Origin of the sequence: Sphingobium nicotianae (assembly GCF_018603885.1) — a bacterium.
In the GTDB taxonomy this organism is placed as follows: domain Bacteria; phylum Pseudomonadota; class Alphaproteobacteria; order Sphingomonadales; family Sphingomonadaceae; genus Sphingobium; species Sphingobium nicotianae.
This window is the reverse complement of the sequence record NZ_JAHGAW010000012.1, coordinates 45,842-70,591: the sequence shown is the minus strand read 5'-3', so window position 1 is coordinate 70,591 and position 24,750 is coordinate 45,842. Positions and strand designations below refer to the sequence as shown.

General features: G+C 65.4%; 28 protein-coding genes and 1 pseudogene. 15 read left to right on the top strand and 14 right to left on the bottom strand.

Annotated features, from left to right (window positions below; translation table 11 throughout):
• Positions 1–98 precede the first annotated feature (98 nt).
• The gene (locus tag KK488_RS17260) at positions 99–377 is read left to right on the top strand and encodes a hypothetical protein (RefSeq protein ID WP_214624952.1); all 279 of its coding nucleotides are present in this window, start codon (positions 99–101) and stop codon (positions 375–377) included.
• Positions 378–412: 35 nt separating this feature from the next.
• Here the strand turns inward: KK488_RS17260 and KK488_RS17255 are convergent, their stop codons facing one another.
• Both KK488_RS17255 and KK488_RS17250 read right to left on the bottom strand, forming a co-directional pair.
• Positions 413–601, bottom strand: coding sequence for a hypothetical protein (locus KK488_RS17255; RefSeq protein ID WP_214624951.1), 189 nt, complete (start codon positions 599–601; stop codon positions 413–415).
• Positions 598–1,563, bottom strand: coding sequence for an acyl-CoA desaturase (locus tag KK488_RS17250; RefSeq protein WP_214624950.1), 966 nt, complete (start codon positions 1,561–1,563; stop codon positions 598–600). Before KK488_RS17250 ends, KK488_RS17255 begins: the two co-directional genes overlap by 4 nt.
• Before the next feature lie 87 nt (positions 1,564–1,650).
• Between KK488_RS17250 and KK488_RS17245 the strand changes: the two genes are divergently transcribed.
• The 5 genes from KK488_RS17245 (at position 1,651) to bla (ending at position 5,073) form a co-directional block, all read left to right on the top strand.
• Positions 1,651–1,986, top strand: coding sequence for a metalloregulator ArsR/SmtB family transcription factor (locus tag KK488_RS17245; protein ID WP_214624949.1), 336 nt, complete (start codon positions 1,651–1,653; stop codon positions 1,984–1,986).
• Between the two features lie 94 nt (positions 1,987–2,080).
• Entirely contained in the window at positions 2,081–3,247 is a 1,167-nt protein-coding gene (gene ispG, locus KK488_RS17240; RefSeq protein ID WP_214624948.1) for a flavodoxin-dependent (E)-4-hydroxy-3-methylbut-2-enyl-diphosphate synthase, read from the top strand.
• Between the two features lie 101 nt (positions 3,248–3,348).
• On the top strand, positions 3,349–3,576 hold the full coding sequence (locus tag KK488_RS17235) for a hypothetical protein (protein ID WP_214624947.1): 228 nt from the start codon (positions 3,349–3,351) through the stop codon (positions 3,574–3,576).
• Between the two features lie 113 nt (positions 3,577–3,689).
• The gene (locus KK488_RS17230; RefSeq protein WP_250890637.1) at positions 3,690–3,872 is read left to right on the top strand and encodes a hypothetical protein; all 183 of its coding nucleotides are present in this window, start codon (positions 3,690–3,692) and stop codon (positions 3,870–3,872) included.
• A 280-nt stretch (positions 3,873–4,152) separates the two neighbouring features.
• Positions 4,153–5,073 carry a class A beta-lactamase gene (gene bla, locus KK488_RS17225; RefSeq protein WP_214624946.1) on the top strand — a complete coding sequence of 307 codons (921 nt, stop codon included), beginning with the start codon at positions 4,153–4,155 and terminating at the stop codon, positions 5,071–5,073.
• Positions 5,074–5,215: 142 nt separating this feature from the next.
• Here the strand turns inward: bla and KK488_RS17220 are convergent, their stop codons facing one another.
• Entirely contained in the window at positions 5,216–6,397 is a 1,182-nt protein-coding gene (locus KK488_RS17220; protein ID WP_214624945.1) for an oxidoreductase, read from the bottom strand.
• A 93-nt stretch (positions 6,398–6,490) separates the two neighbouring features.
• Here KK488_RS17220 and KK488_RS17215 point away from each other — a divergent pair, with 93 nt between their 5' ends.
• The 7 genes from KK488_RS17215 to KK488_RS17190 all read left to right on the top strand — a co-directional run bounded on the left by KK488_RS17215 (position 6,491) and on the right by KK488_RS17190 (position 9,541).
• Complete coding sequence (locus tag KK488_RS17215) at positions 6,491–7,396, top strand: DMT family transporter (protein ID WP_214624944.1); 906 nt, start codon at positions 6,491–6,493, stop codon at positions 7,394–7,396.
• Positions 7,393–7,890, top strand: a complete 498-nt coding sequence (locus tag KK488_RS17210; RefSeq protein WP_214624943.1) for a GNAT family N-acetyltransferase — start codon at positions 7,393–7,395, stop codon at positions 7,888–7,890. The genes KK488_RS17215 and KK488_RS17210 overlap by 4 nt, the downstream gene beginning before the upstream one ends.
• Positions 7,880–8,233: a TfoX/Sxy family protein gene (locus KK488_RS17205; protein ID WP_214624942.1), complete on the top strand. Its 354-nt coding sequence runs from the start codon at positions 7,880–7,882 to the stop codon at positions 8,231–8,233. The genes KK488_RS17210 and KK488_RS17205 overlap by 11 nt, the downstream gene beginning before the upstream one ends.
• A gap of 89 nt (positions 8,234–8,322) precedes the next feature.
• Positions 8,323–8,628, top strand: a complete 306-nt coding sequence (locus KK488_RS17200; RefSeq protein ID WP_250890636.1) for an ArsR/SmtB family transcription factor — start codon at positions 8,323–8,325, stop codon at positions 8,626–8,628.
• Positions 8,625–8,735: an SRPBCC family protein gene (locus KK488_RS21830; RefSeq protein WP_432653869.1), complete on the top strand. Its 111-nt coding sequence runs from the start codon at positions 8,625–8,627 to the stop codon at positions 8,733–8,735. Before KK488_RS17200 ends, KK488_RS21830 begins: the two co-directional genes overlap by 4 nt.
• Positions 8,736–8,738: 3 nt before the next feature.
• Complete coding sequence (locus tag KK488_RS17195; RefSeq protein ID WP_214624940.1) at positions 8,739–8,996, top strand: SRPBCC family protein; 258 nt, start codon at positions 8,739–8,741, stop codon at positions 8,994–8,996.
• A gap of 137 nt (positions 8,997–9,133) precedes the next feature.
• A complete protein-coding gene (locus tag KK488_RS17190) occupies positions 9,134–9,541 on the top strand; it encodes a DUF1801 domain-containing protein (RefSeq protein ID WP_214624939.1) in 408 nt (135 codons plus the stop codon).
• Between the two features lie 48 nt (positions 9,542–9,589).
• On the opposite strand, the gene KK488_RS17185 is transcribed toward KK488_RS17190, so the two are convergent.
• Positions 9,590–10,252: a trimeric intracellular cation channel family protein gene (locus KK488_RS17185; RefSeq protein ID WP_214624938.1), complete on the bottom strand. Its 663-nt coding sequence runs from the start codon at positions 10,250–10,252 to the stop codon at positions 9,590–9,592.
• 268 nt (positions 10,253–10,520) lie between these two features.
• Here KK488_RS17185 and KK488_RS17180 point away from each other — a divergent pair, with 268 nt between their 5' ends.
• Positions 10,521–10,838 (top strand): antibiotic biosynthesis monooxygenase family protein, encoded by a 318-nt coding sequence (locus KK488_RS17180; protein WP_214624937.1) that lies wholly within the window; start codon positions 10,521–10,523, stop codon positions 10,836–10,838.
• A gap of 121 nt (positions 10,839–10,959) precedes the next feature.
• Complete coding sequence (locus tag KK488_RS17175; RefSeq protein ID WP_214624936.1) at positions 10,960–11,550, top strand: NADPH-dependent FMN reductase; 591 nt, start codon at positions 10,960–10,962, stop codon at positions 11,548–11,550.
• 38 nt (positions 11,551–11,588) lie between these two features.
• Here KK488_RS17175 and KK488_RS17170 read toward each other — a convergent pair whose 3' ends face one another.
• From KK488_RS17170 to KK488_RS17125, 10 genes and pseudogenes are all read right to left on the bottom strand, one after another.
• Positions 11,589–12,077: a hypothetical protein gene (locus KK488_RS17170; protein WP_214624935.1), complete on the bottom strand. Its 489-nt coding sequence runs from the start codon at positions 12,075–12,077 to the stop codon at positions 11,589–11,591.
• Positions 12,078–12,148: 71 nt separating this feature from the next.
• Positions 12,149–13,552: a dihydrolipoyl dehydrogenase gene (gene lpdA, locus KK488_RS17165; protein WP_214624934.1), complete on the bottom strand. Its 1,404-nt coding sequence runs from the start codon at positions 13,550–13,552 to the stop codon at positions 12,149–12,151.
• Between the two features lie 82 nt (positions 13,553–13,634).
• The gene (odhB, locus tag KK488_RS17160; protein ID WP_214624933.1) at positions 13,635–14,912 is read right to left on the bottom strand and encodes a 2-oxoglutarate dehydrogenase complex dihydrolipoyllysine-residue succinyltransferase; all 1,278 of its coding nucleotides are present in this window, start codon (positions 14,910–14,912) and stop codon (positions 13,635–13,637) included.
• Positions 14,913–14,939: 27 nt separating this feature from the next.
• The gene (locus tag KK488_RS17155; protein ID WP_214624932.1) at positions 14,940–17,762 is read right to left on the bottom strand and encodes a 2-oxoglutarate dehydrogenase E1 component; all 2,823 of its coding nucleotides are present in this window, start codon (positions 17,760–17,762) and stop codon (positions 14,940–14,942) included.
• Positions 17,763–17,864: 102 nt separating this feature from the next.
• On the bottom strand, positions 17,865–18,749 hold the full coding sequence (sucD, locus tag KK488_RS17150; RefSeq protein WP_214624931.1) for a succinate--CoA ligase subunit alpha: 885 nt from the start codon (positions 18,747–18,749) through the stop codon (positions 17,865–17,867).
• A gap of 55 nt (positions 18,750–18,804) precedes the next feature.
• Positions 18,805–19,100, bottom strand: a pseudogene (locus KK488_RS17145) (GIY-YIG nuclease family protein).
• A gap of 49 nt (positions 19,101–19,149) precedes the next feature.
• On the bottom strand, positions 19,150–20,112 hold the full coding sequence (gene mdh, locus KK488_RS17140) for a malate dehydrogenase (protein WP_214624930.1): 963 nt from the start codon (positions 20,110–20,112) through the stop codon (positions 19,150–19,152).
• Positions 20,113–20,259: 147 nt separating this feature from the next.
• A complete protein-coding gene (locus KK488_RS17135; protein ID WP_214624929.1) occupies positions 20,260–21,831 on the bottom strand; it encodes a hypothetical protein in 1,572 nt (523 codons plus the stop codon).
• Between the two features lie 82 nt (positions 21,832–21,913).
• On the bottom strand, positions 21,914–23,014 hold the full coding sequence (locus tag KK488_RS17130) for a glycosyltransferase (protein ID WP_214624928.1): 1,101 nt from the start codon (positions 23,012–23,014) through the stop codon (positions 21,914–21,916).
• Positions 23,011–24,708, bottom strand: coding sequence for a glycosyltransferase family 39 protein (locus KK488_RS17125; RefSeq protein WP_214624927.1), 1,698 nt, complete (start codon positions 24,706–24,708; stop codon positions 23,011–23,013). The genes KK488_RS17130 and KK488_RS17125 overlap by 4 nt, the downstream gene beginning before the upstream one ends.
• Positions 24,709–24,750 lie beyond the last annotated feature (42 nt).

The following is a 24,750-nucleotide window of genomic DNA, read 5'->3' as shown; positions in this document are numbered from 1 at the left end:
ACTCCTCGTCATCCCAGCGGAAGCTGGGATCTCGTGCGGACCAGATCCCAGCTTTCGCTGGGATGACGAGGGGAGGAAAACGGAAGGAAGAAAAGCGCATGCTGCACAAACTCTTCGAGGAAGGCGCCTGGTTCGCGCCAAAGCGCTATGGCCTCGGCGCCGGCCTGCCCATCGCCTGGCAGGGCTGGGTGCTGATGCTGTCCTTTCTCCTGTTGTTGCCCGGCATCATGCTGCTCGGCATCTCGCTCGCGCCCTTGCATCCGGCGCAGGCGATGCTGTTCTTCGCGCTCGCCGTCGCCGCCACCCTACTCTTCGTGCGCATATGCCAGCGCAAGACGCGCGGCGGCTGGCGCTGGCGTTGGGGTGGCAAGGAGTAGGGCTGATCGCCGAATATCGATTCACCCCAGCGCTTCTATCCCCCCAAGCGGGGCGACAATACGGCGCGCAGCGGTATCAGCCAGAAGAGAAGATCAGGATCGAACCCTTGCCCGGCTGCCTTGAAGACAAACAAAGTGGCGATCTGCTGCGCGAACAACAGCGGCGGGGCAAGAAGCAGATAGGCAAGCGGGCCGATTGGATTGCGCATCGAAAAGCGGCTCACCGGCTCAGACTCCTGCTTGCGGTTGCAGCGCGTGTTGCCCGTGGAGTTTCCACACGCGGCGCACGCCGAAGCGCGTCGACGCGCTGTAAATCCTCAGGCAGCATGATCTTCCATGCCAGGCCCACCGAGGCGAGCAGCCGGATGAAGATGTAGCCCCAATCGCTCTGACCGGGATAGAGGCCGATGCGCGCCGAGCCCGGGAAGGCATGATGGTTGTTGTGCCAGGCCTCGCCCATGGTCGGAATCGCGGCCCAGGGCACGTCATGAGCCTGTACGCCGGCATCTTTGACCAGCCAGTTCTGCGGGCCACGCCGGTGGGCAAGATGCCCGACGAACCAGTGCCCTGTCACGCTGGCGCTGACCCGCACGCACACGCCCCACACGACCCATGACCAGCCCCCGCCGAGAAACAGCAGCGCGGCGATGGGCAACTGCTGCGCCATCCAGGTCGCTTCGAGAAAGCGGTAGAAAGGATCGCGGCCCGCGCGGCCGAGATCGAAGTGCGGCGGATGGGCAAGCGCCAGCCGGCAATGCATCTGCCACCAGGCATCGATCAGCATGGGGCGGCGATGCGCGAGATAGTCGTGACAACCGGCCTGTCGCTGCGCCCAGTCGCGCAGATCATGGGCGCGGATCATCCAGAACGGCCCGCTTATCCTGACGCAGGTGCCGATCCACACCAGCACCCGCTCGAGCCACAGGGGGCAATCGAAACTGCGATGTATGAGCCGGCGATGGAAGCCCACGCTATGCCCGAGCAGCAGCGACGCCCCGGTGAGCAGCAGAAAGACGAGGAACGCGCTCGGGCTGAACAGCAGCGGAGCCACAAGCAGCGAGACGGCGAGCATGCTGCCATTCCAGAGCGAATGGACCGCTTCCCAGCGCACGACGCCCTCGACGGGACTGCATCCCGCTGTCTCGACCAGGCTGTTGACCTGGCATCGATCCTGCGCTTCCCTCATGACTCGACTCCTCAAGCTATTTAGCTAATTTCTTAAATAATGCGTTGCCCTTGTCAAGTGGTTAGCTTATTCCTTAAATACCAACCCATGCAGAAGATTTTCGAAGCCCTGTCCTCCTCGCCGCGCCGGAAGATTCTCGCCTATCTGGCGCATACCGAGCTGAATGCGGGCGAGATCGCCTCGCGATTCGCCATGTCCAAGCCTGCTGTCTCGCAGCATCTCGCGATTCTCGAAAATGCCGGGCTCATCGAGAGCGATAAACGCGGACAATTTATCTACTACCGGCTCATGCCGGACAATCTGACCAACACGCTCAACGCCTATGTCCAGGAGGTCTGCCCGGTCTCCCGCCCGCTCAAGGCGGAAAGCGCAAACATCGCCAGGAAACGCAAGGCGTCGCCAAAGGCCGACCCCGAGTCCTGACTATCGCGCTCCCGTACCGACCCCAACTCCACCCTCGCCTCCGCTCCCTCGCGTCGCTATAAGCCCGCCATGACGCCTCTCCCGCGGAGCCCAAATGTCCGAGCATAATCCCGGCCTGCGCCCCTGGCGCGACATTGCGCGGCGCGACTGCCGCCAGATCATGGTCGGCAACGTGCCCGTCGGCGGCGGCGCGCCGATCACCGTGCAGACCATGACCAACACGCCGACCTCGGACGCGCGCGCGACGATCGACCAGATCCGCCGCTGCGAGGAGGCCGGCGTCGACCTCATCCGCGTTTCCTGCCCGGACGTCGAGTCGACCGCCGCGCTCAAGCAGATTGTCCGCGCCGCGAAGGTGCCGATCATCGCGGACATTCATTTCCACTATAAGCGCGCCCTGGAGGCTGCCGACGCCGGCGCCGCCTGCCTGCGCATCAATCCCGGCAACATCGGCTCGGCGGCGCGCGTGAAGGAAGTGGTCGACGCCGCCAAGGCCAATGGCTGCGCGATCCGCATCGGCGTCAATGGCGGCTCCCTCGAGAAGGACCTGCTCGAGAAATATGGCGAGCCCTGCCCCGAGGCTTTGGTCGAGTCCGCGCTCGACCATATCAAGCTGCTGCAGGATCAGGATTTCCACGAATACAAAGTCGCGGTGAAGGCCAGCGACGTGTTCCTCGCCGTCGCCGCCTATATGCAACTCGCCGACGCGGTCGATTGCCCCCTGCATCTCGGCATCACCGAGGCGGGCGGCCTGATCGGCGGCACGGTCAAGAGCGCGATCGGCATCGGCAATCTGCTCTGGGCCGGCATCGGCGACACGATCCGCGTTTCGCTCTCCGCCGAGCCGGAGGAGGAAGTCCGCGTCGGCTACGAGATATTGAAGTCGCTCGGCATCCGCACCCGCGGCGTGCGCGTCGTCTCCTGCCCGAGTTGCGCGCGTCAGGGCTTCGACGTCATCCGCACCGTCGAGGCGCTGGAAACCCGCCTCCAGCATATCAACACGCCCATCTCGCTCTCCGTGCTCGGCTGTGTCGTCAATGGCCCGGGGGAGGCGCGCGAGACCGACATCGGCATCACCGGCGGCGGCAACGGCAAGCATATGGTCTATCTGTCCGGCGTCACCGATCACCACATCCAGGACGAGACGATGATCGACCATATCGTCAGCCTCGTCGAAGCCAAGGCCGCCGAGATTGAGGCTGCCAAGCTGGAAGCCGAAGGCACCGACGCCGGCAAGGCGACGGCGGTCGCGGCGGAGTGAAGCGCACACTCGTCGTTGCTGCCATGGCGAGTTTGACAGGTTGTAGCGATGGCGCGCATCAACCCAAGACCATCTTACCCTATTGCGACTCGGCGGGTCATGTGGGCGTCCAGATTGACGGACAGCGCTATGAACCGCTCGATGACCCGGCCACACTCAAGCGGCTGAACGCAAAACTCGGCTCGCTCGATACGCCGCTCCATGTGCAGGCCGACACGCGATCGGACCTTCCCTATCGATGCATCGGCGGCACGATTTTCACGCTGCAGAGAATGGGCTATCGCAGGATCGGCTTCATCGCGGAACTGCGCCCTGGAAACGAGCGATGAGCGGCGGCGGGAATATTGTAGTGGCGGGACGGGATGCCAAATCACCGGTAACGAAGCGTGCTCACGGCGCCGTCGCGACTGGGGCCGCGGCGACGGGCGCATCGGCCACCGGAATGACCCTGCTCGGCGCCGCGGCGCTGGGCGCGCTCGCCATGGGCGCCGTCGCCTTGGGCGCGCTCGCCATCGGACGGCTCTCGATCGGCTCCGCGCGGATCCGCCGGCTGCGGATCGATCGGCTGGAGGTGGGGAAGATCGCTCGTCTCGACGAGGAGGCCGAATCGTCCGAGGCGCCCTGAGATCAAGCCGCGCCATGGGACAAATATCCCATGTCCTATTTCATCGCGCCGAGCTAAGAAGCTTCGACGCAAGCCGATGAAATAGCGAGACTTTTATCAATGACTATTGCGCATATGTGCGAGGTTGAAGAAGTTTCGACCGGCGGGCACGCATTTGCCCTATCTTTCCGGGACTTGGCGCCCCTGCGCGCGCGGCCCGGCCCGAAATCCGCGTCATGACTCGCACCGGAAACCGCATCGTGTGTGCTTCAATGCACACTCCATTACCGAAAGGCGCCCCATGCTGACTGATCGCCGCACCCTGTTGGCCGCCGGACTCGCCCTTGCCGGCACCCCGATCGCGGGACTGGCGACCACGAGGGCCATGCCCAATGTCGAGGCCGATCTCGCCGCGCTGGAGACAGCGTCGGGCGGGCGGCTCGGCGTTGCGGTGCTGGACAGCAGGACCGGCATGATCACCGGCGCCCGGCTGAACGAGCGCTTCGCCATGTGCTCAACCTTCAAGCTGACGCTCGCCGCCGCGATCCTCGCGCGGATCGATGCGGGAGAGATCGCCGCGGACGCGACGCTCCCGATCGCCAAGAGCGACCCGGTCGGTCATTCGCCGGTGCTGCGCGGCGCGCTCGACGCCGGCAAGACCAGCCTGCCAATCCTCGCGCTCGTCGAGGCCGCACAGACCCAGAGCGACAATGGCGCGGCCAACATCCTCCTGCGCAAGATCGGCGGACCGGCGGCGTTGACCGATTTCTGGCGCGCGATCGGCGACGATGTCTCGCGCCTCGACCGCAACGAGCCCGCTCTCAACACCAGCCATGACGGCGACCCGCGCGACACGACTACGCCGGCCGCGATGGCCAATGCGATGCGCACGATGCTGACGCGCCCGGCGCTGCTGGCCGCCTCCCGCGGGCGCCTGATCGACTGGATGGTGGGCACGCAGACCGGCCTCAAGCGCCTGCGCGGTGGATTCCCCGCCGGCTGGCGCGCGGGCGACAAGTCCGGCACCAATCCCGGCGACGGCAGCTATGCCGGGAAGGTCAACGATCTCGCCATTGTCTGGCGCCCGGACCGCGCCGAGCCCTTCCTGATCGCCGCCTTCCTCGAAACCAGGGCACGCGGCGGCGATACAAGGCCGGAGGACGAAGCCGTGTTGGCGCAGGCGGGCAGGATCGCAGCGGGCTGGATCAGCGCGCTGCCCTGATGGCGGATTGTCACCTCGTCATCCCGCGAAAGCTGGGATCTCATCCGAGCCTGCACTTCCCTACCGCCAGAGACCCCAGCGTCCGCTGGGGTGACGGGAGGCGAGCGCGGGGTCGCGAAAGAGGCGCAGGTGCGCCCTCCCCTCACGCCTCCGCCGTCTTGCGATGCTCCTCGACGGCGCCGGGCACCACCTGCGCCATGAGGTGCTTCAAATCGACGGCCTTGTTGTACAGCCGCAGCGCATCATACCGGCCCTCGCGCAGCTTGTTGACGAAGTCGGCATTGGCGATCTGCATACGCCCGACGCCGACCATGTCGAACTCGCCGCCGTTGAAGCGCCGCATCAGGTCGCCGAGATCGGCGGCGATGCGCAGGCCCGGGTCCTCACCGTCGAACAGATCGGCGAAGATGTCGGTCGAGAGTCCGATGCTGCCGATCGTCATCACCGGCAGGTCGGTGAGCTTCTTGGCCCAGCCGGCAATGCCGAGATCCGGGTCGCGCTCGGGCCACTCGGGCTTGCCGAAGCGCCGCGAGGAAACGTTGAGCATCGATACGCCGGCGGCCCGTGCCAGTGCGCCGAACTCGGCCAGTTCCTCGGGCGTGCGGAACACCCGGGCGCCATAATCGACTTCCTTGAACTGCGAGAAGCGCAGCGAGACAAGGAAGTCCGGCCCCACAGCCTGCCGGATCGCGGCGGCCACGGCGAGTGGATAGCGCGCCCGGTCGGCGATCGCCTCGCCGCCATAGCCATCGTCGCGGACATTGGTCTCGGCCCACAGGAACTGGTCCATGAGGTAGCCATGCGCGCAATGCAGCTCGATCCCGTCCGCGCCGATCGCCCTGGCATCCTCGGCGGCACGCACGAAGGTCGCGGCAAGGTCGTCCATCTCGTCGCGGGTCATCGCCCGCCCCCCTTCGCGATCCGCCTGGATCAGGCCGGAGGGGCTCAGCGTCGGCGCATCGGCGTGCGGAAAGCCCTCGATCGGGCGGCGCTGCCCGCCCGGATGCCAGAGCTGCACTGCGAAGGCCGCTCCGGCGCCTTTCACGGCATCGCTGAGCTGCGCCCAGCGCCCGCGCGTCTCGCCGTTCATCACGCAGAAGGCCCCCTGCCAGTAGCCGCTCGGATGATCGGGCGCGCAGCTTTCCGAGAAGATGAGGCCGCAGCCACCCTCCGCCCGGCCGCGCAGATAACCGATCGTGCGCAGCGACGGCCCGCAATTCTCCGTGAAGCCGATCTGCATCGCCGGCATGACGAAGCGATTGCGCAAGGTGACGTTGCCCAGCGCCAGCGGCTTGAACAGCGGCGAAAGATCGGGATCAGTCATGGCCTCTCCTGTATGTCGACGCGACTATGGCAGCGACGGGGTGGCCGAACAATGGTCTCGCATCGCCGCACGCCCTCTCCTAGGAGAGCCGGGATGACCTCGCCGCGCGCCTCCACCTTGCTCCCCTTTGCGGTCGCCTGCCTCGGCGTTGCGATCTTCTCGGTCATGGATGCGATCATGAAGGGCCTGTCGATCGCGATCGGCCCTTATAACGCACTGCTCTGGCGCACGCTCACAGGCGCGGTCATGCTGGCTCCCGCCTTTCTCGCCGCCGTCGGGCGCGTGCCTGACCGGCGCATCCTGGCGCTGCATGTCAGCCGCAGCCTGGCTGGCGGCCTGTCGGTGCTGCTCTTCTTCTGGGGCCTGGTGCGCGTGCCACTCGCGCAGGGCATCGCGCTTTCTTTCGTCGCACCGCTGGTCGCGCTCGGCCTCGCCGCCCTGTTCCTCAAGGAGCGCGTGGGCCGGCGCGCCGTCGCGGGATCGCTGGTCGCCTTTGCCGGCGTGCTCGTCATCCTCGCCGGCCAGTCCGGCGCGCAGGGCAAGGGCGGCACGATCGGCGGCGCTGTCGCCATCCTGATCGCCTCGATATTCTGGGCCATCAGCCTGGTGATCGGCCGGCGCCAGTCGATGGCGGCGAGCCCCATCGAGGTCGCCTTCGCCTTCAATCTGGTCGCCGCCTGTTTCTATGGCACGGCGGCGCCCTGGCTCGCGACCGTGCCCGATGTCGCGCACTGGCCGACCATTCTGCTCGCCTCGGTCGTCGGCACCAGCGCGATCATGCTGCTCGCCTGGTCCTATGCGCGGGCCGAGGCCCAGCGGCTGGTCGTGGTCGAATATACCGCTTTCATCTGGGCCTCGCTGCTCGGCTGGTGGCTGTTCGGCGAGCATGTCCTGCCCGCCACCGTCGCGGGCGCAGCGATGATCGTTGCCGGCTGCCTCTGGGCCGCGCGCCAGCAGCCGGGCCGCCCACATCCCAACATCGAACCGGAGGCGGCATGACCACCCTTTCGGTCCGCGCCGCCGTGCCGGACGACATCGACCTCATCCTCGGCTTCATCCGCGCACTCGCCGATTATGAGCAACTGTCCCATGAAGCGCGCGCCGACCGTGATGTGCTCGCCCGCCACCTGTTCGGCGAGCGGCCGATGGCGGAGGTGCTGGTCGCCGAGCTTGCCGGCGCTCCTGTGGGCTTCGCCCTGTTCTTTCACAATTTCTCGACCTTCGAGGGGCGACCCGGCATCTATCTGGAGGATCTGTTCGTGGCGCCCGAGGCGCGCGGCGCCGGCGCGGGCAAGGCGCTGCTGGTCCGGCTGGCACAGCTCGCGATCGAACGCGACTGCGCCCGGCTCGAATGGGCGGTACTTGACTGGAACCAGCCTGCGATCGATTTCTATCACGCGCTCGGCGCCCGCTCGATGGAAGACTGGACAGTCAACCGCGTCGATGGCGAGGCGTTGACCAGATTGGCGAGCGGAGGACCCAATGGCGGATGACGGGCTGATCGACTGGCTGGCCGAAGAGCTCGCGCCGCTTGGCACGCTCTCGCATCGCGCGATGATGGGCGGCCGGACACTGTATCTCGACGGCACCGTGTTCGCGATTCTCGACGACGGCGAGCTGTGGCTCAAGGCCGATGCGATGAGCGACGCGATCTGGGACGAGGCCGGCTGCCCGCGCTTCACCTACCAGATGGGCGAGGGTCGCTCCGGTTCGATGAACTATCGCCGCGCGCCGGCCGAGACCTATGACGACGGCGAGGCGCTAAGGGAATGGGCGAAGCTGGCGCTGGAAGCCGGGCTGCGGGGTCCCGTGAAGAAGAAGGCGAGCAAGGCATGATCTCCCTCGCTTGACTCATTCATCACGATTTGGTTATGGATCAATCCATAGCCGATGAGTTATGAATCATGATGGAAAATGCGCAGGACATGCTCTTTCGAACGCTTGCCGACCCCACCCGGCGCGCGCTGTTCGAGCGCCTGTGCCGCGAGGGCGAGCAGACCGTCGGCGCGCTGACGGCGGGTGCGGGCGTCTCGCAGCCGGCGGTCTCCAAGCATCTTGGCCTGCTCAAGCGCGCCGGGCTGGTGAACGACCGGCAGGAGGGCCGTCAGACCCATTACAGCGCGCAGATTCGCGCGCTCGCCCCACTGGTCGACTGGACGAAGGATATGTCCAGCTTCTGGGACGGCCGGATCGACCAGCTCGAGGATCTGCTGAAAAGGATGGATCAATGACCAATACCTCCACGGACCTGCGCTCAGTGATCGTCGAGCGGGACTTCGCCTATCCGCCCGAGAAGATCTGGCGGGCGCTGACCCTGCCGCACTTCATCGAGGAATGACTCATGAACCGTGGCGACTGGGGCAGCGTCGATTGCCAGGTGATGGAAATCGAGCCGAACAAGACCCTCTCCTATCGCTGGGATGCGATGGGCCTTGAGAGCATCGTGACCTGGACGCTCACGCCGACCGCGACCGGCACGCATCTGCGCATGGAGCAGCGGGGCTTCCGGCCGGATCAGGAACAGGCTTATCAGGGTGCCAGATATGGCTGGGCGCAGTTCTTCGCCAAGCTCGAGACGATCGTGGCGGGCATGGCGTGATGGATGATGTCGCGTAGCCGACTCCGCGCGCCAGGCACCGGGCGAACGAATGGGCGCATCCGGGCGCTGGCGAGTCTCACTATGGTTAATCAGATGACGGGCGTGGCAGTCCCGGGACGCGGAGACAGAGGGAAAAGATGAGCAAGACGGAAACCGAAACGGCGGCGGAAAAGTCCCCGTCCGAGCTGATCGACGAACGGATCGCCGCCCTTGGCGACTGGCGGGGCGAGATGCTCGCGAGGCTGCGCGCGCTCATCCGGCAAGCCGAGCCTGAGGTGGTCGAGGAATGGAAATGGCGCGGGGTGCCGGTCTGGTATCGCGACGGCATGATCTGCACCGGCGAGACCTACAAGGCGGTCGTCAAGCTGACTTTCGCCAAGGGCGCGACACTGGACGATCCCAGCAAGCTGTTCAATTCCAGCTTGGATGGCAATGTCCGCCGCGCGATTGATTTCCATGAAGGCGATGCGGTGGACGAGGAAGCCCTGACAGCGCTCGTCCAGGCCGCCGTCGCCCTCAATCGGTCGAAGACGAAGCGCCGATAAGGCTGCGTCGCCGGATGTCGGGAGGTCTGCGCGGCGCTCAGAATCGCTTCAGTCCGGCGGCGCTGCAGGCTCGCCCTCCGGCCCTTCGCCATAGGAAGGTAACGCCAGCCCACGTGCGATCGCCAGTGCGCGCAGGGCGAAGCCGGCGAGCGCCGCGAGCGCGCCGGCAGGAGCGGCGGGCGCGCCGAGGCTCAGCAGCAGCGCATAGAGGCCGGCTGAGAGCGCGGCGGCCGTCACATAGATTTCCGGCCTCAGCAGGATCGACGGAACGCCGGCCAGCAGATCGCGGATGATGCCGCCGACGCAGGCGGTCGAGACGCCCATCAGCGCGGCGATGAGCGGATGGATGCCGTAGCTGATCGCCTTGGCCGTACCGAACACGGCGAAGGCGGCGAGCCCGATCGCATCCAGCCAGTCCAGCATACGCTCCGGCCACCAGCGCACGGGCGTCATGAAGACGATGAGCGCCGCCCCCAGGCAGATCAGTGCCTGGCTCACGTCATGCACCCAGAAGACCGGCGCGCCGATCAGGAGATCGCGCACCGTGCCGCCGCCCACGCCCGTGGTGAGCGCGAAGAAGGCGAAAGTGACGAGCGTCTGGCGCAGTCGCGCGGCCGCCAGTGCGCCGGACGCAGCGAACACGAAGGTGCCGACGATGTTGAGCGCGGCCAGGATGGGGCCGACGGGCACGTGAATGTCGGGCGGCGTCATCGCGGCGGTTTAGAGCGGGTCGGGGAGCGTGTCGAGTTTGGCCGCCGCCATGCTGGCTTGCCGCTCCTTCGAAGGGGCGCTAAAAATTCCCTGTCGAAAAGGACCTGAGCGGCATTGGTAAGCCCGTTCCCTCGCAAGAGGCTCCGTGTCGCCCACCGGGCGAACCCGCGACAAGCAACCGGCGAGATCGGCCGGGGCTTGGCGCGCATGGTCCCTTTCCGCGTGATCGCTCCGTCCCCGTCGCTCGCCCTCATCAGGAGGCGCAACCATGCCGCTCATACAGACCGACACATCCATCATCACGCAGATCAACGTCTTCACCGTGCCGCCCGGCCAACAGACACCGCTCATCGACTATCTCGCCCGCGCCGCGGCGGTCTCGCGTGAGGTCGACGGATGGCTCTCGGCAAGCCTGCACCGCAGCCTCGATGGCAGGCGGGTCGTGAACTATGCCCAGAGCGCCGATCTCGATGCGGCGCGGCGGGTGTTCGAGCATCTGAACGCCTGCGGCCTGATCGAGGGCAATCGCGCCTACGGCGAAGCGCATCCGGGGCTTTACGAGGTCGCCTTCACGCTCGAGCGCTGACGATCGACCGGGAGGTGGTGGTCGACGCTGCCTCCCGGCTCAAGGCATGGCTCGCGCTATCGCAGCCGGTCGCCTAAGCTGCTGCCCCATCCGCCTGACTCGCGCCAACAGGGAGCCGCGCATGCCCTTCAAGCTCCTCGTTCTCTATGGCTCCTATCGCGCCGACCGCGCCGGCATCCGCCTCGCGCGCTATTGCGTCGAGCAATTGCGCGGGCGCGGCCATGAGGTCGAGCTGATCGATGCCAAGGCGGTCGGGCTGCCGATGCTTGATCGCATGTACAAGGAATATCCGCGCGGCGAGGCGCCCGAGGCGATGGAAAAGCTCGCGCGGCAGATCGTCGCGGCGGACGGCTTCCTGTTCGTCACCGGCGAATATAATTGGGGCATGCAGCCAGGCCTCAAGAACCTCACCGATCATTATCTGGAGGAATGGTTCTGGCGGCCGGCGGCGATCGTCAGCTACTCGGCCGGACGGCTGGGTGGTGCGCGGTCCAACTCGATCTGGCATGGAACACTCTCGGAAATGGGTATGGTGGTGATCTCCAGCACGGTGACGGTGGGCGGCATCACCGCCAGCCTCGACGAGGAGGCCAATCCGATCGGCGAAGGCGGCGAGGCGCTGGACCGCAGCTTCCCGCGCTTCGCGGCCGACCTCGAATGGTGGGCGGAGGCGGCGAAGGCGCAGCGGGCGCGTCAGTCGCCGCCTTATTGAGTGCGCGTTTGTAGCGCGCTGTTGGCGAAGTTTGCTTGCTAGAGAGGTAACGTATGTAAAAACGCTCCGAGACGGGCTGCCTCTTTTTCCGTCAAATCTGCAGGTAGGCTGAACTTAATTTTCAGAGTTCCTCGCAGTTGGAATTCATGATCTAGAAGTGCGGGTTTGCCATTGGTCTCCACGAGGCGATCTTCGACCGCCGCATCAACGGGCACCTCTTCAAGTCTGCTCCCGTCTCCCTGTGCCACTCTACCAAGACTGCGCAGGCTGAATTTCCATTCGATTCTGGACGAATAGCCATGCCTGCCAGGAATGAAACGGCCCACTCCTATTTTATCCAACTGCTTAAAGACTTGCACCATCGAATTATAATCAGCGCCAGCCGCAATCGCAGCTCGCTCGACAGTTGTCTCTCGCGAGTCTTTTTGCCGGTCCGCGAAGCTTTTAAAGAGGCGACGAGCTGACTCGTTTGCAGCACATAAAGCTCTAAGTGCTATAATAACATGTTGATCAGGCGTAAGATTCATGAAGTCCTCCATAAGCTGATAAATAGCTTATAGAGCTATATAAAATAGAAATCAATTAAAAATTTATAAAGCTAAATATGGATCGGCTTGCCCAGCACCGCCATCGCCGCTTCCTTGAGCGCCTCGTTGTGCGTCGGGTGGGCATGGCAGGTGTAAGCGATGTCCTCGGACGAGGCGCCGAATTCCATCGCCTGCGCGGCTTGTGCGATCATCGTGCCGGCGGGGCCGGCGATAATCCAGACGCCCAGCACCCTGTCGGTGGCGGCGTCGGCGATGACCTTCACGAAGCCATCCGTGTCGTGGATCGCCTTGGCGCGGCTGTTGGCGAGCATCGGGAACTTGCCGACCTTGACCGCACCGCGCTCTTTCGCCGCTTCTTCGGTGAGGCCGACGCCGGCAATCTCGGGATGCGTATAGACGACGCTCGGGATGACATCGTGGTTCACGAGGCCGGTGAGGCCGGCGATATTCTCGGCGACCGCTATGCCCTCGTCTTCGGCCTTGTGCGCGAGCATCGGGCCGGGAATCACGTCGCCGACCGCCCATACACCGGGCACCCTGGTGGCGAACTCATGATCGGTCTCGATCTGGCCGCGCTTGTTGAGCTCCAGGCCGATCTTGTCGAGGCCGAGCCCTTCGGTGTTGGGACGGCGGCCAATGGCGACAAGCACGGCATCGGCCTCGATCGTTTCGGCCGGGCCGCCTTCCGCCGGCTCGATCGTGACACTCGCCTTCTTGCCCTTGACCGTGACGCCGGTGACCTTGGTGCTGGTCCTGATCTCGAAGCCTTGCTTGAGGAAGATCTTCGCCGCTTCCTTGCGCACCTCGCCGTCCATGCCGGGCAGGATCTGGTCGAGAAACTCTATGACGGTGACCTTGGCACCCAGGCGCTGCCAGACCGAGCCAAGCTCCAGCCCGATAACGCCGCCACCAATGACGACGAAACGCTCCGGCACCTTGGCGAAGCTCAGTGCGCCGGTCGAATCGACGACGATGCCCTTCTCATTGTCGACGGAGACGCCGGGGAGCGGGGTGACGGACGAGCCGGTCGCAATGATGATATTCTTCGCGGTGACGCTCTTTCCGGCGACCTCGACCGCGTGGGCGTCCGTGAAGGTCGCGTGGCCTTTCAGCCAGTCGACCTTGTTCTTCTTGAAGAGGAATTCGATGCCGCCGGTCAGGCCTTTCACGGCCTCGTCCTTGTCGGCGAGCATGGTCGGCAGATCGAGCTCGACATTGCCGAGCTTGACGCCATGCCTGGCGAGCGTGCCGCTCCTGGCTTCCTTGAACAACTCGGACGCGTTGAGCAGCACCTTGGAGGGGATGCAGCCGATGTTGAGGCAGGTACCGCCGAGCGTCTCACGGCTCTCGGCGCAGGCGGTCTTCAGCCCCAGTTGCGCGGCGCGGATCGCCGCGACATAGCCGCCGGGGCCGGAACCGATCACGAGGACGTCATAGTCGAACTGGTCTGCCATATTTCCCTCCGGCGTCATGCCAGTGAAAGCTGGCATCTCCTGCGGCATGAGGCCCCAGCTTCCGCTGGGGTGACGTCAATGATTACAAATCGATGAGCAACCGCGTCGGATCCTCGATCGCATTCTTGATCGCGACGAGGAATGTGACCGCCTCGCGCCCGTCGACCATGCGGTGATCATATGACAGAGCGAGGTACATCATTGAGCGCGCGACGATCTGGCCGTTCTTGACGACCGGGCGTTCCTCGATGCGGTGCAGGCCGAGGACGCCGGACTGGGGCGGGTTGATGATCGGCGTCGACATCAGCGATCCGAACACGCCGCCGTTGGAGATGGTGAAGGTGCCGCCGGCCATGTCGGCCATGGTCAGCGTGCCGTCCTTGGCCTTCTTGCCGAACTCGGCGATGGTCTTCTCGATCTCGGCGATGCTCATCGTCTCCGCATTGCGGATCACCGGCACGACCAGGCCGTTGGGCGCCGACACCGCGACCGAGATGTCGCAGAAGTCGTTATAGACGATCTCGTCGCCCTCGATCTGCGCATTGACGCCCGGAATGTCCTTGAGCGCCATGCACACGGCCTTCACGAAGAAGCCCATGAAGCCGAGGCGAACGCCATGCTTCTTCTCGAACAGATCCTTATATTTGGCCCGCGCCTCGATGACGGCCGTCATGTCGACATCGTTGAAGGTGGTGAGGATCGCGGCGTTGTTCTGCGCTTCCTTGAGACGCTTGGCGACCGTCTGGCGCAGGCGCGTCATCTTGACGCGCTCCTGATGGCGCGACGGGCCTGCCGACACGGCAGCAGCCGGTGCGGCGCTGGCTGGGACCGACGCAACGGCCGTGCCCGCCGCGATCGCGGCCATCACATCATCCTTGGTCAGGCGGCCGTCCTTGCCGGAGCCGGGGATGCGGCTCGGATCGAGGCCATGCTCGAGGACCAGGCGACGCACGGCCGGCGAGAGGGTGATCGAGCCGGCATCGGCCTCGGCGGAGGGCGCTGCAGCCGGAGCGGTGGCAGGTGCCGGGGCAGGAGCGGGTGCAGCCGTCGGAGTCGGTGCAGGCGCCACCTCCGCTTTGGCGGGAGCAGGCGCCGCGCTCGCCGCCTTGGCGCCGCCGGCGCCACCGGCCTCGATCGTCGCGATCACCGCGCCGACATTGACCGTGTCGCCTTCCTTGACGAGCTGCTCGCCGAAGACGCCCGCGACCGGCGAGGGCACTTCGATCGCCACCTTGTCGGTCTCCAGACTGGCGATCGGCTCGTCGATCTTCACGGGATCGCCTGGCTTCTTCAGCCACTGGCCGACGGTCGCCTCGGTGACCGATTCGCCAAGTGTTGGCACTTTGACTTCAGTGGCCATGTCTTTCCTCCTGAACCCGTGTGGGTCTTAAGCTTTCTTCTGGCGGCGAATTTCTTCGCGCACGCTGTGGCCGAGCGCGTCGGCGACCAGCGCGCCCTGCTCGGCGAGATGGCGCTTGGCGAGGCCGGTCGCGGGCGAGGCGGCGGCCTTGCGGCCGGCATAGCGGGCGCGCATCGGCGCCTTGCCGGCGCATTTCAGCGCTTCCTCGATGAACGGCTCGACGAAGAACCAGCTGCCGTTGTTGCGCGGTTCTTCCTGGCACCACACGACGTCCTCGAGATTGGTCATGCGCTTGAGGCGCGCGGCGAGCGCATCGGTCGGGAAGGGATAGAGCTGCTCGATGCGGACGATCTGGATGCCCTGATCCCCGGCGGCGTCGCGGGCTTCGATGAGGTCGTAGGCAACCTTGCCGGAGCAGAGCACGAGGCGGGTCGTCTCCGCGTCCGCCGCGCCATTGGTGTCCGACAGGAGGCGCATGAAATGCCTGTCACCCATGAAGTCCTCGGCCTTGCTGACCGCCAGCTTGTGGCGCAGCAGCGACTTGGGCGTCATGATGATGAGCGGCTTGCGGAACGAGCGCAGCATCTGGCGGCGCAGGATGTGGAAGTAGTTTGCCGGCGTGGTGCAGTTGGCGACCTGGATATTGCCCTCCGCGCAAAGCTGCAGGAAGCGCTCCAGACGGGCCGAGCTATGCTCCGGACCCTGGCCTTCATAGCCATGCGGCAGCAGCAGAACCAAGCCGTTGGCGCGCAGCCACTTCGATTCCGACGAGGCGATATACTGATCGATGACGATCTGCGCGCCATTGGCGAAGTCGCCGAACTGCGCTTCCCAGAGCACCAGTGACTTCGGGTCGGCCATGGCATAGCCATATTCGAAGCCGAGCACGCCATATTCGCTGAGCGGGCTGTCATAGACCTCGAAATGGCCGTGGGGCACAGTGGTCAGCGGGATATATTTCTTCTCGGTCTCCTGATCGACCCAGACGGCATGGCGCTGGCTGAAGGTGCCGCGCCCCGAATCCTGCCCGGAGAGGCGCACGCCATAGCCTTCCGACAGCAGTGATCCGAAGGCCAGAGCCTCGCCGGTCGCCCAGTCGAAATTCTCGCCGGTCTTGAACATCTCAGCCTTGGCATCGAGCACGCGGCGCAGCGTCTTGTGGACGTTGTGGCCCTCGGGCACGGTGGTCAATGTCCGCCCCAGCCCTTCGAAGAGCTTGGACGGGATAGCGGTCTCGACATTCTTGCGCGCGGTCTCGACGTCGGCGGGCTGGTGCAGGCCCGACCAGCGACCGGCGAACCAGTCGGCATGGTTGGACTTGTAGGTCTTGGCCGCCTCGAACTCTTCCTCGAGCAGGTCGACGAAGGCCTCGGTGGTGACATTGAGGAACTCGTCGTCGATCACGCCCTCTTCCCTGAGGCGCGCGGCATAGACTTCGCTGACCGGCGGATGCTGCTTGATCTGCGCATACATCAGCGGCTGGGTGAAGCTCGGCTCGTCACCCTCATTGTGGCCGAAGCGGCGATAGCACCACATATCGATCACGATGTCGCGGTGGAAGGTCTGGCGATAGTCGACGGCCAGCTTGCAGGCGAAGGTCACCGCTTCCGGGTCGTCGCCGTTCACGTGCAGGATCGGCGCCTGGACGCCCTTGGCGACATCGCTCGGATAAGGCGAGCCGCGCGAGAATTGCGGGCTGGTGGTGAAACCGATCTGGTTGTTGATGACGAAGTGGATGCAGCCGCCGGTATTGTAACCACGCACGCCCGAGAAGCCGAAGCATTCCCAGACAATGCCCTGGCCGGCAAAGGCCGCGTCGCCATGGATGAGCACCGGCAGCACCTGCTTGTGCTTGCCGGGGCCGATATCGTCGCGGAACACCTGCTGCGCCCGCACCTTGCCGAGCACGATCGGGTCGACCGTCTCGAGATGCGAGGGATTGGGCACCAGCGACATGTGGACGCTGATCCCGTCGAACTCACGGTCGGTCGAGGTGCCGAGATGATATTTGACGTCGCCCGATCCGCCGACATCCTCGGGATTGGCGGTGCCGCCCGAAAATTCGTGGAAGATGACGCGGAACCCCTTGGCCAGCACATTGGCGAGCACGTTCAGGCGGCCGCGATGAGCCATGCCATAGACGATCTCGCGCACGCCATATTGGCCGCCATATTTGATCACCGCTTCGAGCGCGGGGATCATGGATTCGCCGCCGTCGAGGCCGAAGCGCTTGGTGCCGACATATTTGCGGCCCAGGAACTTCTCATATTGCTCGGCCTGGATCACCTTGGCGAGGATGGCCTTCTTGCCGATCTCGGAGAAGACGATCTCCTTGTCCTTGCCTTCCATGCGGTCCTGCAGGAAGCGGCGCTCCTCCACATCGGAGATGTGCATATATTCGAGGCCGACATTGCCGCAATAATTGGCGCGCAGGATCTGGACGATCTCGCGGATCGTCGCCCACTCGAAGCCGAGCGAGCCGCCGACATAGATTTTGCGGTCAAGATCGGCGCCCGAGAAGCCGTGATATTCCGGCGTGAGATCGGCCGGCAGGTCGCGTGCCGAGAGGCCGAGCGGATCGAGATTGGCCGCGAGATGACCGCGCACCCGATAGGTGCGGATCAGCATCATCGCACGGATGCTATCGCCGGCGGCCTTCGCGATGTCGCCTTCCGAGACGGCGGGCGCCCCGGCCTTGGCAGCGGCGGCCTTGATGGCGACCTGCATCTGCGTCGGGTCCAGCGCGGCGGTCAGGTCGTCGGTCGCGTCCAGCGGCCAGCCCTTGCGCGCCCAACTCGGGCCCTGCTCGACCTCGCTCGTGCCGACGAAATCCTGAGTCTCAAATCCCATGGCTCGAATCCTTGCCCTGCCACGTCCTGTGCCGGAACCCCCGGCCGGTCTTCACAATCGGCCCGGCTTAACGGCCAATGGTGAAACCCCCGTAAACCATGTTCAGCCCTTCAGTACCTCGAGCAGGGTCGTGCCGAGCTCGGAAGGGCTCGCCGCCACTTTGATGCCGGCCGCTTCCATCGCCGCGATCTTGTCCTCCGCGCCGCCCTGGCCGCCCGAGACGATCGCCCCGGCATGGCCCATGCGGCGGCCCGGAGGCGCCGTGCGGCCCGCGATGAAGCCGGCCATCGGCTTCTTGCGGCCGCGCTTCGCCTCGTCGATCAGGAACTGCGCCGCCTGCTCCTCGGCATTGCCGCCGATCTCGCCGATCATGATGATCGACGTCGTGGCGTCGTCGGCGAGGAACAGCTCCAGCACGTCGATGAAGTTGGTGCCGTTGACCGGGTCGCCGCCGATGCCGACGGCAGTGGTCTGGCCAAGGCCCGCATTGCTGGTCTGGAACACAGCTTCATATGTAAGCGTGCCAGAGCGCGAAACAACGCCGACCGAGCCCTTCTTGAAGATGGAGCCGGGCATGATGCCGATCTTGCACTCGCCGGGCGTCAGGACGCCGGGGCAGTTGGGACCGATCAGGCGCGACTTGGAGCCCGAAAGCGCACGCTTGACACGCACCATGTCAAGCACCGGAATGCCTTCGGTGATCGTGACGATCAGCGGCACTTCCGCGTCGATTGCTTCCAGGATCGAGTCCGCGGCGAATGGCGGCGGCACATAGATGACCGATGCCGTGGCGCCGGTCTTGGCGACGGCCTCCTCGACCGTGTCGAACACGGGCAGGCCGATATGGGTCGTGCCGCCCTTGCCGGGCGTCACGCCGCCGACCATCTGCGTGCCATAGGCCAGCGCCTGCTCGGTGTGGAACGTGCCGGTCGCGCCGGTCATGCCCTGCGTGATGACCTTGGTATTCTTGTCGACGAGGATGCTCATATCGTTCCTGTTCCTACCACCCCGGCGAAGGCCGGGGTCCAGATGGCCAACGCAATCACGGTTGCGCGACGCGATCGTAAAGATCGTCCCATTCCAGGTTTAGACCTTCGATCTCCCGCACCTTCCAGGCTCTCTTCCATTCTTTCATCCGACGCTCTCGCAACCGCGCCGATTCCCAGCTCTCGTACACTCAAACCAGACGAGGAGATGGCACCGATATTTCTTCGTGAACCCTTCGACGACTTCATTGCGATGCTCCCAGGCCCGCTTTGCCAGATCGATCGTGGAACCCAGATAGATAGTGCCGTTTCTCTTGTTGGCCATGATGTAGACATAAGCTTGTCCCGTCATCGCGACGTCGGTCCTGCTGGACCCCGGCCTGCGCCGCGGTGGCCAGCCGTCAGTTGAGGCTGCTATCGATGCCCTTGCATGCCACCAGCAGCTCCTTGACCGCGTCGACGCTGACCTGAAGATAACCCTTGGCTTCCTCGTCCAGCGCGATCTCCACGATCTGCTCGACGCCGCCGGCGCCGATAATGACCGGCACGCCGACATAGAGATCATCGACGCCATACTGGCCGGTCAGATGAACCGCTGCGGGCAGCAAGCGCTTCTGGTCGTAAAGATAGGCCTCGGCCATCGCGATGCCGCTGGTCGCGGGCGCATAGAAGGCCGAGCCGGTCTTGAGCAGGCCGACGATCTCGCCGCCGCCGCCGCGGGTGCGCTGGACGATCGCGTCGATACGCTCCTTGGTCGAGCGGCCCTGCTTGATGAGATCAGGGATCGGGATGCCGGCGACGGTCGAGTACTGGACCACCGGCACCATTGTGTCGCCATGACCGCCCAGCACGAAGCTGTTCACGTCCTTGACCGAGACCTCGAACTCCTCGGCGAGGAAATGGCTGAAGCGCGCCGAATCGAGCACGCCGGCCATGCCGACCACCTTGTTGTGCGGCAGGCCGGAGAATTCGCGCAGCGCCCAGACCATCGCGTCGAGCGGATTGGTGATGCAGATAACGAAGGCGTCGGGCGCGTTGGCCTTGATGCCCTCGCCCACCGCCTTCATGACCTTGAGGTTGATGCCGAGCAGGTCGTCGCGGCTCATGCCCGGCTTGCGGGCGACGCCGGCAGTGACGATGATGACGTCGGCGCCGGCAATGTCGGCATAGTCGTTGGAGCCGGTGATCTTGGCGTCGAAACCCTCGACCGGGCCGCACTGCGAAAGATCAAGCGCCTTGCCCTGGGGAACGCCTTCGACGACATCGAACAGGACGATGTCACCAAGGCCCTTCAGCGCGGCGAGGTGGGCGAGGGTGCCACCGATATTGCCTGCGCCGATAAGCGCGATCTTCTTACGGGCCATGCGCCTGTCTCCTTTTGGGGCGGTGGTCGGAATGGAGCCGGCCTTAAGCCCAATTTCCTAACGGTTCAATGACGATCGCCGCAGTTTTCCGCTTTTCTTTGCAATTCATTCGCAATAGCGATAGAGGCCGCAAAAACGTCACGGCGGTCAGCCGGATTTTCTGAGAAGCTGGGTCGTCAGCCAGTATTCGCCGGGCGCCGCCTGCGCCGGCTCGGCCTGCCACAGCTTCTGAAAGGCGCCAAGCGGTGCAGGTGGCATGGCTCCGATCGCCTGCGTGTTGGTCACGGCGTTGAGATCACGCCAGCCGCGCCGGTCGATCCGCGCGATGACCAGTGCGTCATAGCCGTCCAGCGCGCCGAGCGGTTGCGCCGGGCCGAGCTGGCCGCCCGGCAGCACGCGCTGGATCGTGGTGCCGTCAAAGGAGAGCAGCCATTGCTCATTGTCGCCCGGCGCCAGCCAGGCATGGGGAAAATAGGCCCGTCCCCAATCCATGCCGGCGTAGACGAGGGCGTGATTGTGCCCGGCCCCGTCGAGCGCGCGCGCCAGCCCCGCTTCGGGTCCGGCCGCGAACCAGTCGGCGCGATGCTGGTAGGCGATGGTTCCCATGATGGCCCCGGCGATCATCATGGCGGTGCCCACGCGCCGGACCCGCCGCACCGCTTCGGTCGCGGGCAGGAGCCGCGGCGTGAAGCAGGCGGCCGCCAGCAGGATGAACAGCAAGGCGAGCCAGGCCTGGGCGGGCGGCTCGGTCCAGACATACAGGCGCAGCACCGGGCCACCGAGGAGGACGAGCAGGCCGCCGGTCAGCGTCGCAACCAGCAGCAGCGCGAAGGGATGGGTCCGCTCGGAGAGGCCATTGCGGCGCAACCGGCCGAAATAGCTGTAGGCGCCGAGCAGGATGAGGAGCGCCGTGCCCGTCGCGAGCAATGCCGCGCCGGGGAGGAGCAGCAGATCGGCATTGTGCGCGGCGAGCTTGGTGCCGAGCCGCGCAAGGAGCAGGCTCGACCCTGCGTCGACATGTCCGTCGGCCTCCATTTGCACGGCGAAGGGCGTGGCCCAGATCAGCAGGACGATGAGGACCATCCGCGCCCGGCGCCGCAATTCGCTGCGGTCCGGTGCGGAGAACAGCAGGACCGTGAGGAGGCTGGCCGATGCAAGCATGCCGGTGACGCCGCACAGGCCCGAGGCGGCCGCGCTCGCGCCAAGCATCACCAGCGGCGCCGGCCCGCCGATCTTGCCGCGCGTGAGCAGCATGGCGAGCTGCACGCAGAACAGCATGATGACGAAGGGATCGGGGCCGAGATTGGTGATCGGCTCGATCAGGCGCGGCGAGAGCGCGATGGCGAAACCGGCGACGACGGCGGTGCGCAGGTCCATTCGCATGGACAAGGCCCGCAGCAGCAGGCCGACCGCGGCGACGGCCATGAGCAGATGGACGCTCCTCAGCCCGGCCATCCCGAACGGCACGGCCCTCCAGATCAGCCAGTCGACGAGCAGGGGAAGGGGCGCGGAGCGGAGCGGCGTCGGCACCAGATCGGGTAAGGGCGTTCCGGTGATCCAGGCCAGCAGGCGACCGAAGGGCAGGCTGATCGCCCGCAGATGCGCGACATGGTCGACGCCGGGCGCGCCCGTCAGGGCGAAACGCAGGCCGTTGAGCAGGAGGGCGAGCAGCGACAAGGGCAGCAGGCGCCGCAGCATGCCGTCCAGATTGCCGCGCACGGCAACAGTCCCACCCGTTCGTCGCCCCATCGCCCGATCATAGCGCATAATCGCGCCATGACCATCAGCGAGCGCGTAAGCCTTACCGCTTCTTCCAAGTGAAAAAGGCAGACATGACATAATTCCACACGACGCTGACCATGATGCCGGCAAGCGCCGAGAGCGCCCAGTAGGAGCGGTGCGCGAACAACCAGTCCGCCACGCCGATATTGGCGGCGGCACCGAAGGCGCAGACTAGGTTGAAGCTGACCCAGCCGCGCAGCAGGCGCCAGCCGGTAAGGCGCTGGTCGCGATAGGTGAACATGTTGTTCAACAGGAAGTTGCTGGTGATCGCGACCAGGGTCGCGCAGGTCTGCGCGGTGCTGAAGCTTGTGTTGAACGCCTTGAACAGGGTGGTGAGGATCGCGAAGTGCACGACCACGCCGAAGCCGCCGACCATGGCGAAGCTCAGGAACCGGACCGGAATCAGATGGCCCACCATCTTGTCCATGAGGAGCTGGACATATTCCCACAGCACCAGGCTATCGAGCTTGCTCTCGCCATGCTGGCGGGTGCGGAAGGTATAGGGCACCTCGGCGACGCGCAGCGGCGTCGGTGCGCTGGCGAGAATGTCGAGCAGGATCTTGAAGCCGACCGTCGAGAGATGCGGCAACGAGCGCATGAAGGCATCGCGGCGCATCATCATGAAGCCGCTCATGGGATCTGACACCGGTGTCTTGGTGAGCCTCAATGCGAGCTTGGTCGCGAACTGGCTCATCTTCACGCGGTTGGCGCTCCATTCGCCCATGCCGCCGCCTTCGACATAGCGACTGCCCACCACCAGATCGACGTCGCCCGCGCTCAGCCGCTCGAACATCGCGTTGAGCTGGGTCTCGTCATGCTGGAGGTCGGCGTCCATGATCGCCACGAAGGGGGCGGAGGTCGCGAGGATGCCCTCGACGCAGGCGCTCGACAGGCCGCGCCGGCCGAACCGGTGCAGGATGCGGACGCGTGGATCGGCTTGCGCCAGATTGCGCACGTTCTCCGCCGTGCCGTCCGGCGAATTGTCGTCGACGAAGACCAGTTCCCACGCGACGCCCGGCAGCGCCTTGTCGACCAGATCGACAAGCAGGCCGACATTCTGCGCCTCGTTGAAAGTCGGCACGATGATCGCGAGGCGGGCGGGGTGCAGATGCTCGGTCAATCTGGATCTCTCGGCAGGGGCGCGACAGCGCGGCTCGACGGATTGCGGCGATAGAGCTGACCCGTGAAATTGAAGTTACCGGGCTTCTCGACGGCCGGTTCGCTGGTCCAGCCGGCCAGATCAAGCGCGGGTGCGAGCGATCCGGGCGGCGGCGAGGCGCCGGTCTGCGCCAGCGCGCGCAGATCGTGATAATTTTTGAGCTCCACGGCGCTGACGACGAGCGTTCCATAGCCGTCGAGCGTGCTCAGCGGCAGTGGGTGCTCCTCCGGATGATCGCCGCCATCCAGGCGCGCGACCGAACGGCCGTCGGGCAGGAGCAGCCATTGCGGCATGGTTGAATGATGGCGCCAGTTGAGCGGGAAGAAACCCCATTGCCAGGCCGGGCCGACATGCAGGATCGCGACGGATCGCCCGCCCTGCGCTGCCATGGCCTCGAGCGTCGTCGACGGACCATGGATGAACCAGTCGGCGCGCTTCAGGAAATTCGCCTGTCCCAGCACGGCGCCGATGCCGAAGATCGCCAGCGCGCCGCCGCGCAGCCAGGTCGTGATCCGGCCGGTCGGGGTCAGCGCGCCGCTCGCGGCCGCGCCGACCAGCACGGCGATGGGCGGGAGCATCCAGATGCTGTAGCGCGGCGTCATGGTCTGGAAGCCCTTGACGAGAAAGCCCGCGCCGATCGTGACGACGAGGCCGGCGAGCAGGGCGAGCGTCAGCAGGATCGCCGGATCGTGCCGGGCGGCCAGCCGTTCGCGACCGATCCGGGCGCTGACCCCCATCAGTGCGATCAGGATGAGAAGCCCCGCACCGGCAAAGTAGAGGATGGCGACGGCGGGCTGAATCAGGATCGTGCTGTTGCTGATCAGCTGGAGGCCATAGCTGACCAGCCCGCCAAGCCCGGTGGCGGGCGGTGCGACCAGCGAGCTGGCGGCGGTCGCGCCGAACACGAAAGGCATGAGGCCCGCGGCGATCAGCAGCAGCAGCGCATAGGCGATGATCACGCGGACGGCGTCACGTCTATCCCTCGCATCGACAAAGGCGGCGGCAAAGAAAGCCGAGGCCGCGACGAGACCGAAGAAATGGGTATAGAGGCCGGCGATGCCGAGCAGCGTGAACAGTGCCAACCGCGCGAGCCGCGCGGACACGCCTCCATGCACCAGCATCGCGACCTGCGCGCAGCTCAGGGCGAAGAAGATCGGATAGGCGCGGATCTCCACGGCCGTTTCGATGAGCTTGGGTGACAGCGCCAGCGTGAGGCCGGCGATCAGCGCCGCGAGCCAGCCGAAGCGTCGACCGGTCGCGGCGACCAGCAAAGCGATGCCGCCAGCGGTCAGCGCGGCATGATAGAGGCGGAACGCGAGGACGTTGTTGCCCCAGACCCGCCAGCCGATCATGTCGAGAAAATAGCTGAACGGCGGCATGCGATCGGCAGGAACGCCGAGCGGGAGAGTGAGCTTGCCGGCCAGCCAGCCGATCAGTGTGCCGGGCGCCAGCGTGGCGCCGGAAAGCTGCGTCGTCTCGTCGACCCAGACATTCTGGATCTGCGCGAAATAGAAGGCGCTGCCGGCGAAAATGATCAGGACGGCGATCAGGACGAGGAGCAGAGCCGGGGAAAGCACCTGCTTGTCACCCATGCCTTGCGTCACCAGTGCCCCCAGCCGATCCGGATCGGCCGGCGCGGCGGACCCTGGAGCCACGCGGACTAAAGGATCGGCCGCCAAAAGAAAACCTCGTTTTCT

Bases quoted from the DNA above. Each gene is read 5' to 3' on its own strand.
- KK488_RS17260 (WP_214624952.1), top strand. From the start codon at position 99: ATGCTGCACAAACTCTTCGAGGAAGGCGCCTGGTTCGCGCCAAAGCGC.
- KK488_RS17250 (WP_214624950.1), bottom strand. From the start codon at position 1,563: ATGAGGGAAGCGCAGGATCGATGCCAGGTCAACAGCCTGGTCGAGACA.
- KK488_RS17245 (WP_214624949.1), top strand. From the start codon at position 1,651: ATGCAGAAGATTTTCGAAGCCCTGTCCTCCTCGCCGCGCCGGAAGATT.
- ispG (WP_214624948.1), top strand. From the start codon at position 2,081: ATGTCCGAGCATAATCCCGGCCTGCGCCCCTGGCGCGACATTGCGCGG.
- KK488_RS17230 (WP_250890637.1), top strand. From the start codon at position 3,690: ATGACCCTGCTCGGCGCCGCGGCGCTGGGCGCGCTCGCCATGGGCGCC.
- bla (WP_214624946.1), top strand. From the start codon at position 4,153: ATGCTGACTGATCGCCGCACCCTGTTGGCCGCCGGACTCGCCCTTGCC.
- KK488_RS17220 (WP_214624945.1), bottom strand. From the start codon at position 6,397: ATGACTGATCCCGATCTTTCGCCGCTGTTCAAGCCGCTGGCGCTGGGC.
- KK488_RS17215 (WP_214624944.1), top strand. From the start codon at position 6,491: ATGACCTCGCCGCGCGCCTCCACCTTGCTCCCCTTTGCGGTCGCCTGC.
- KK488_RS17210 (WP_214624943.1), top strand. From the start codon at position 7,393: ATGACCACCCTTTCGGTCCGCGCCGCCGTGCCGGACGACATCGACCTC.
- KK488_RS17205 (WP_214624942.1), top strand. From the start codon at position 7,880: ATGGCGGATGACGGGCTGATCGACTGGCTGGCCGAAGAGCTCGCGCCG.
- KK488_RS17200 (WP_250890636.1), top strand. From the start codon at position 8,323: ATGCTCTTTCGAACGCTTGCCGACCCCACCCGGCGCGCGCTGTTCGAG.
- KK488_RS21830 (WP_432653869.1), top strand. From the start codon at position 8,625: ATGACCAATACCTCCACGGACCTGCGCTCAGTGATCGTCGAGCGGGAC.
- KK488_RS17195 (WP_214624940.1), top strand. From the start codon at position 8,739: ATGAACCGTGGCGACTGGGGCAGCGTCGATTGCCAGGTGATGGAAATC.
- KK488_RS17190 (WP_214624939.1), top strand. From the start codon at position 9,134: ATGAGCAAGACGGAAACCGAAACGGCGGCGGAAAAGTCCCCGTCCGAG.
- KK488_RS17185 (WP_214624938.1), bottom strand. From the start codon at position 10,252: ATGACGCCGCCCGACATTCACGTGCCCGTCGGCCCCATCCTGGCCGCG.
- KK488_RS17180 (WP_214624937.1), top strand. From the start codon at position 10,521: ATGCCGCTCATACAGACCGACACATCCATCATCACGCAGATCAACGTC.
- KK488_RS17175 (WP_214624936.1), top strand. From the start codon at position 10,960: ATGCCCTTCAAGCTCCTCGTTCTCTATGGCTCCTATCGCGCCGACCGC.
- KK488_RS17170 (WP_214624935.1), bottom strand. From the start codon at position 12,077: ATGAATCTTACGCCTGATCAACATGTTATTATAGCACTTAGAGCTTTA.
- lpdA (WP_214624934.1), bottom strand. From the start codon at position 13,552: ATGGCAGACCAGTTCGACTATGACGTCCTCGTGATCGGTTCCGGCCCC.
- odhB (WP_214624933.1), bottom strand. From the start codon at position 14,912: ATGGCCACTGAAGTCAAAGTGCCAACACTTGGCGAATCGGTCACCGAG.
- KK488_RS17155 (WP_214624932.1), bottom strand. From the start codon at position 17,762: ATGGGATTTGAGACTCAGGATTTCGTCGGCACGAGCGAGGTCGAGCAG.
- sucD (WP_214624931.1), bottom strand. From the start codon at position 18,749: ATGAGCATCCTCGTCGACAAGAATACCAAGGTCATCACGCAGGGCATG.
- mdh (WP_214624930.1), bottom strand. From the start codon at position 20,112: ATGGCCCGTAAGAAGATCGCGCTTATCGGCGCAGGCAATATCGGTGGC.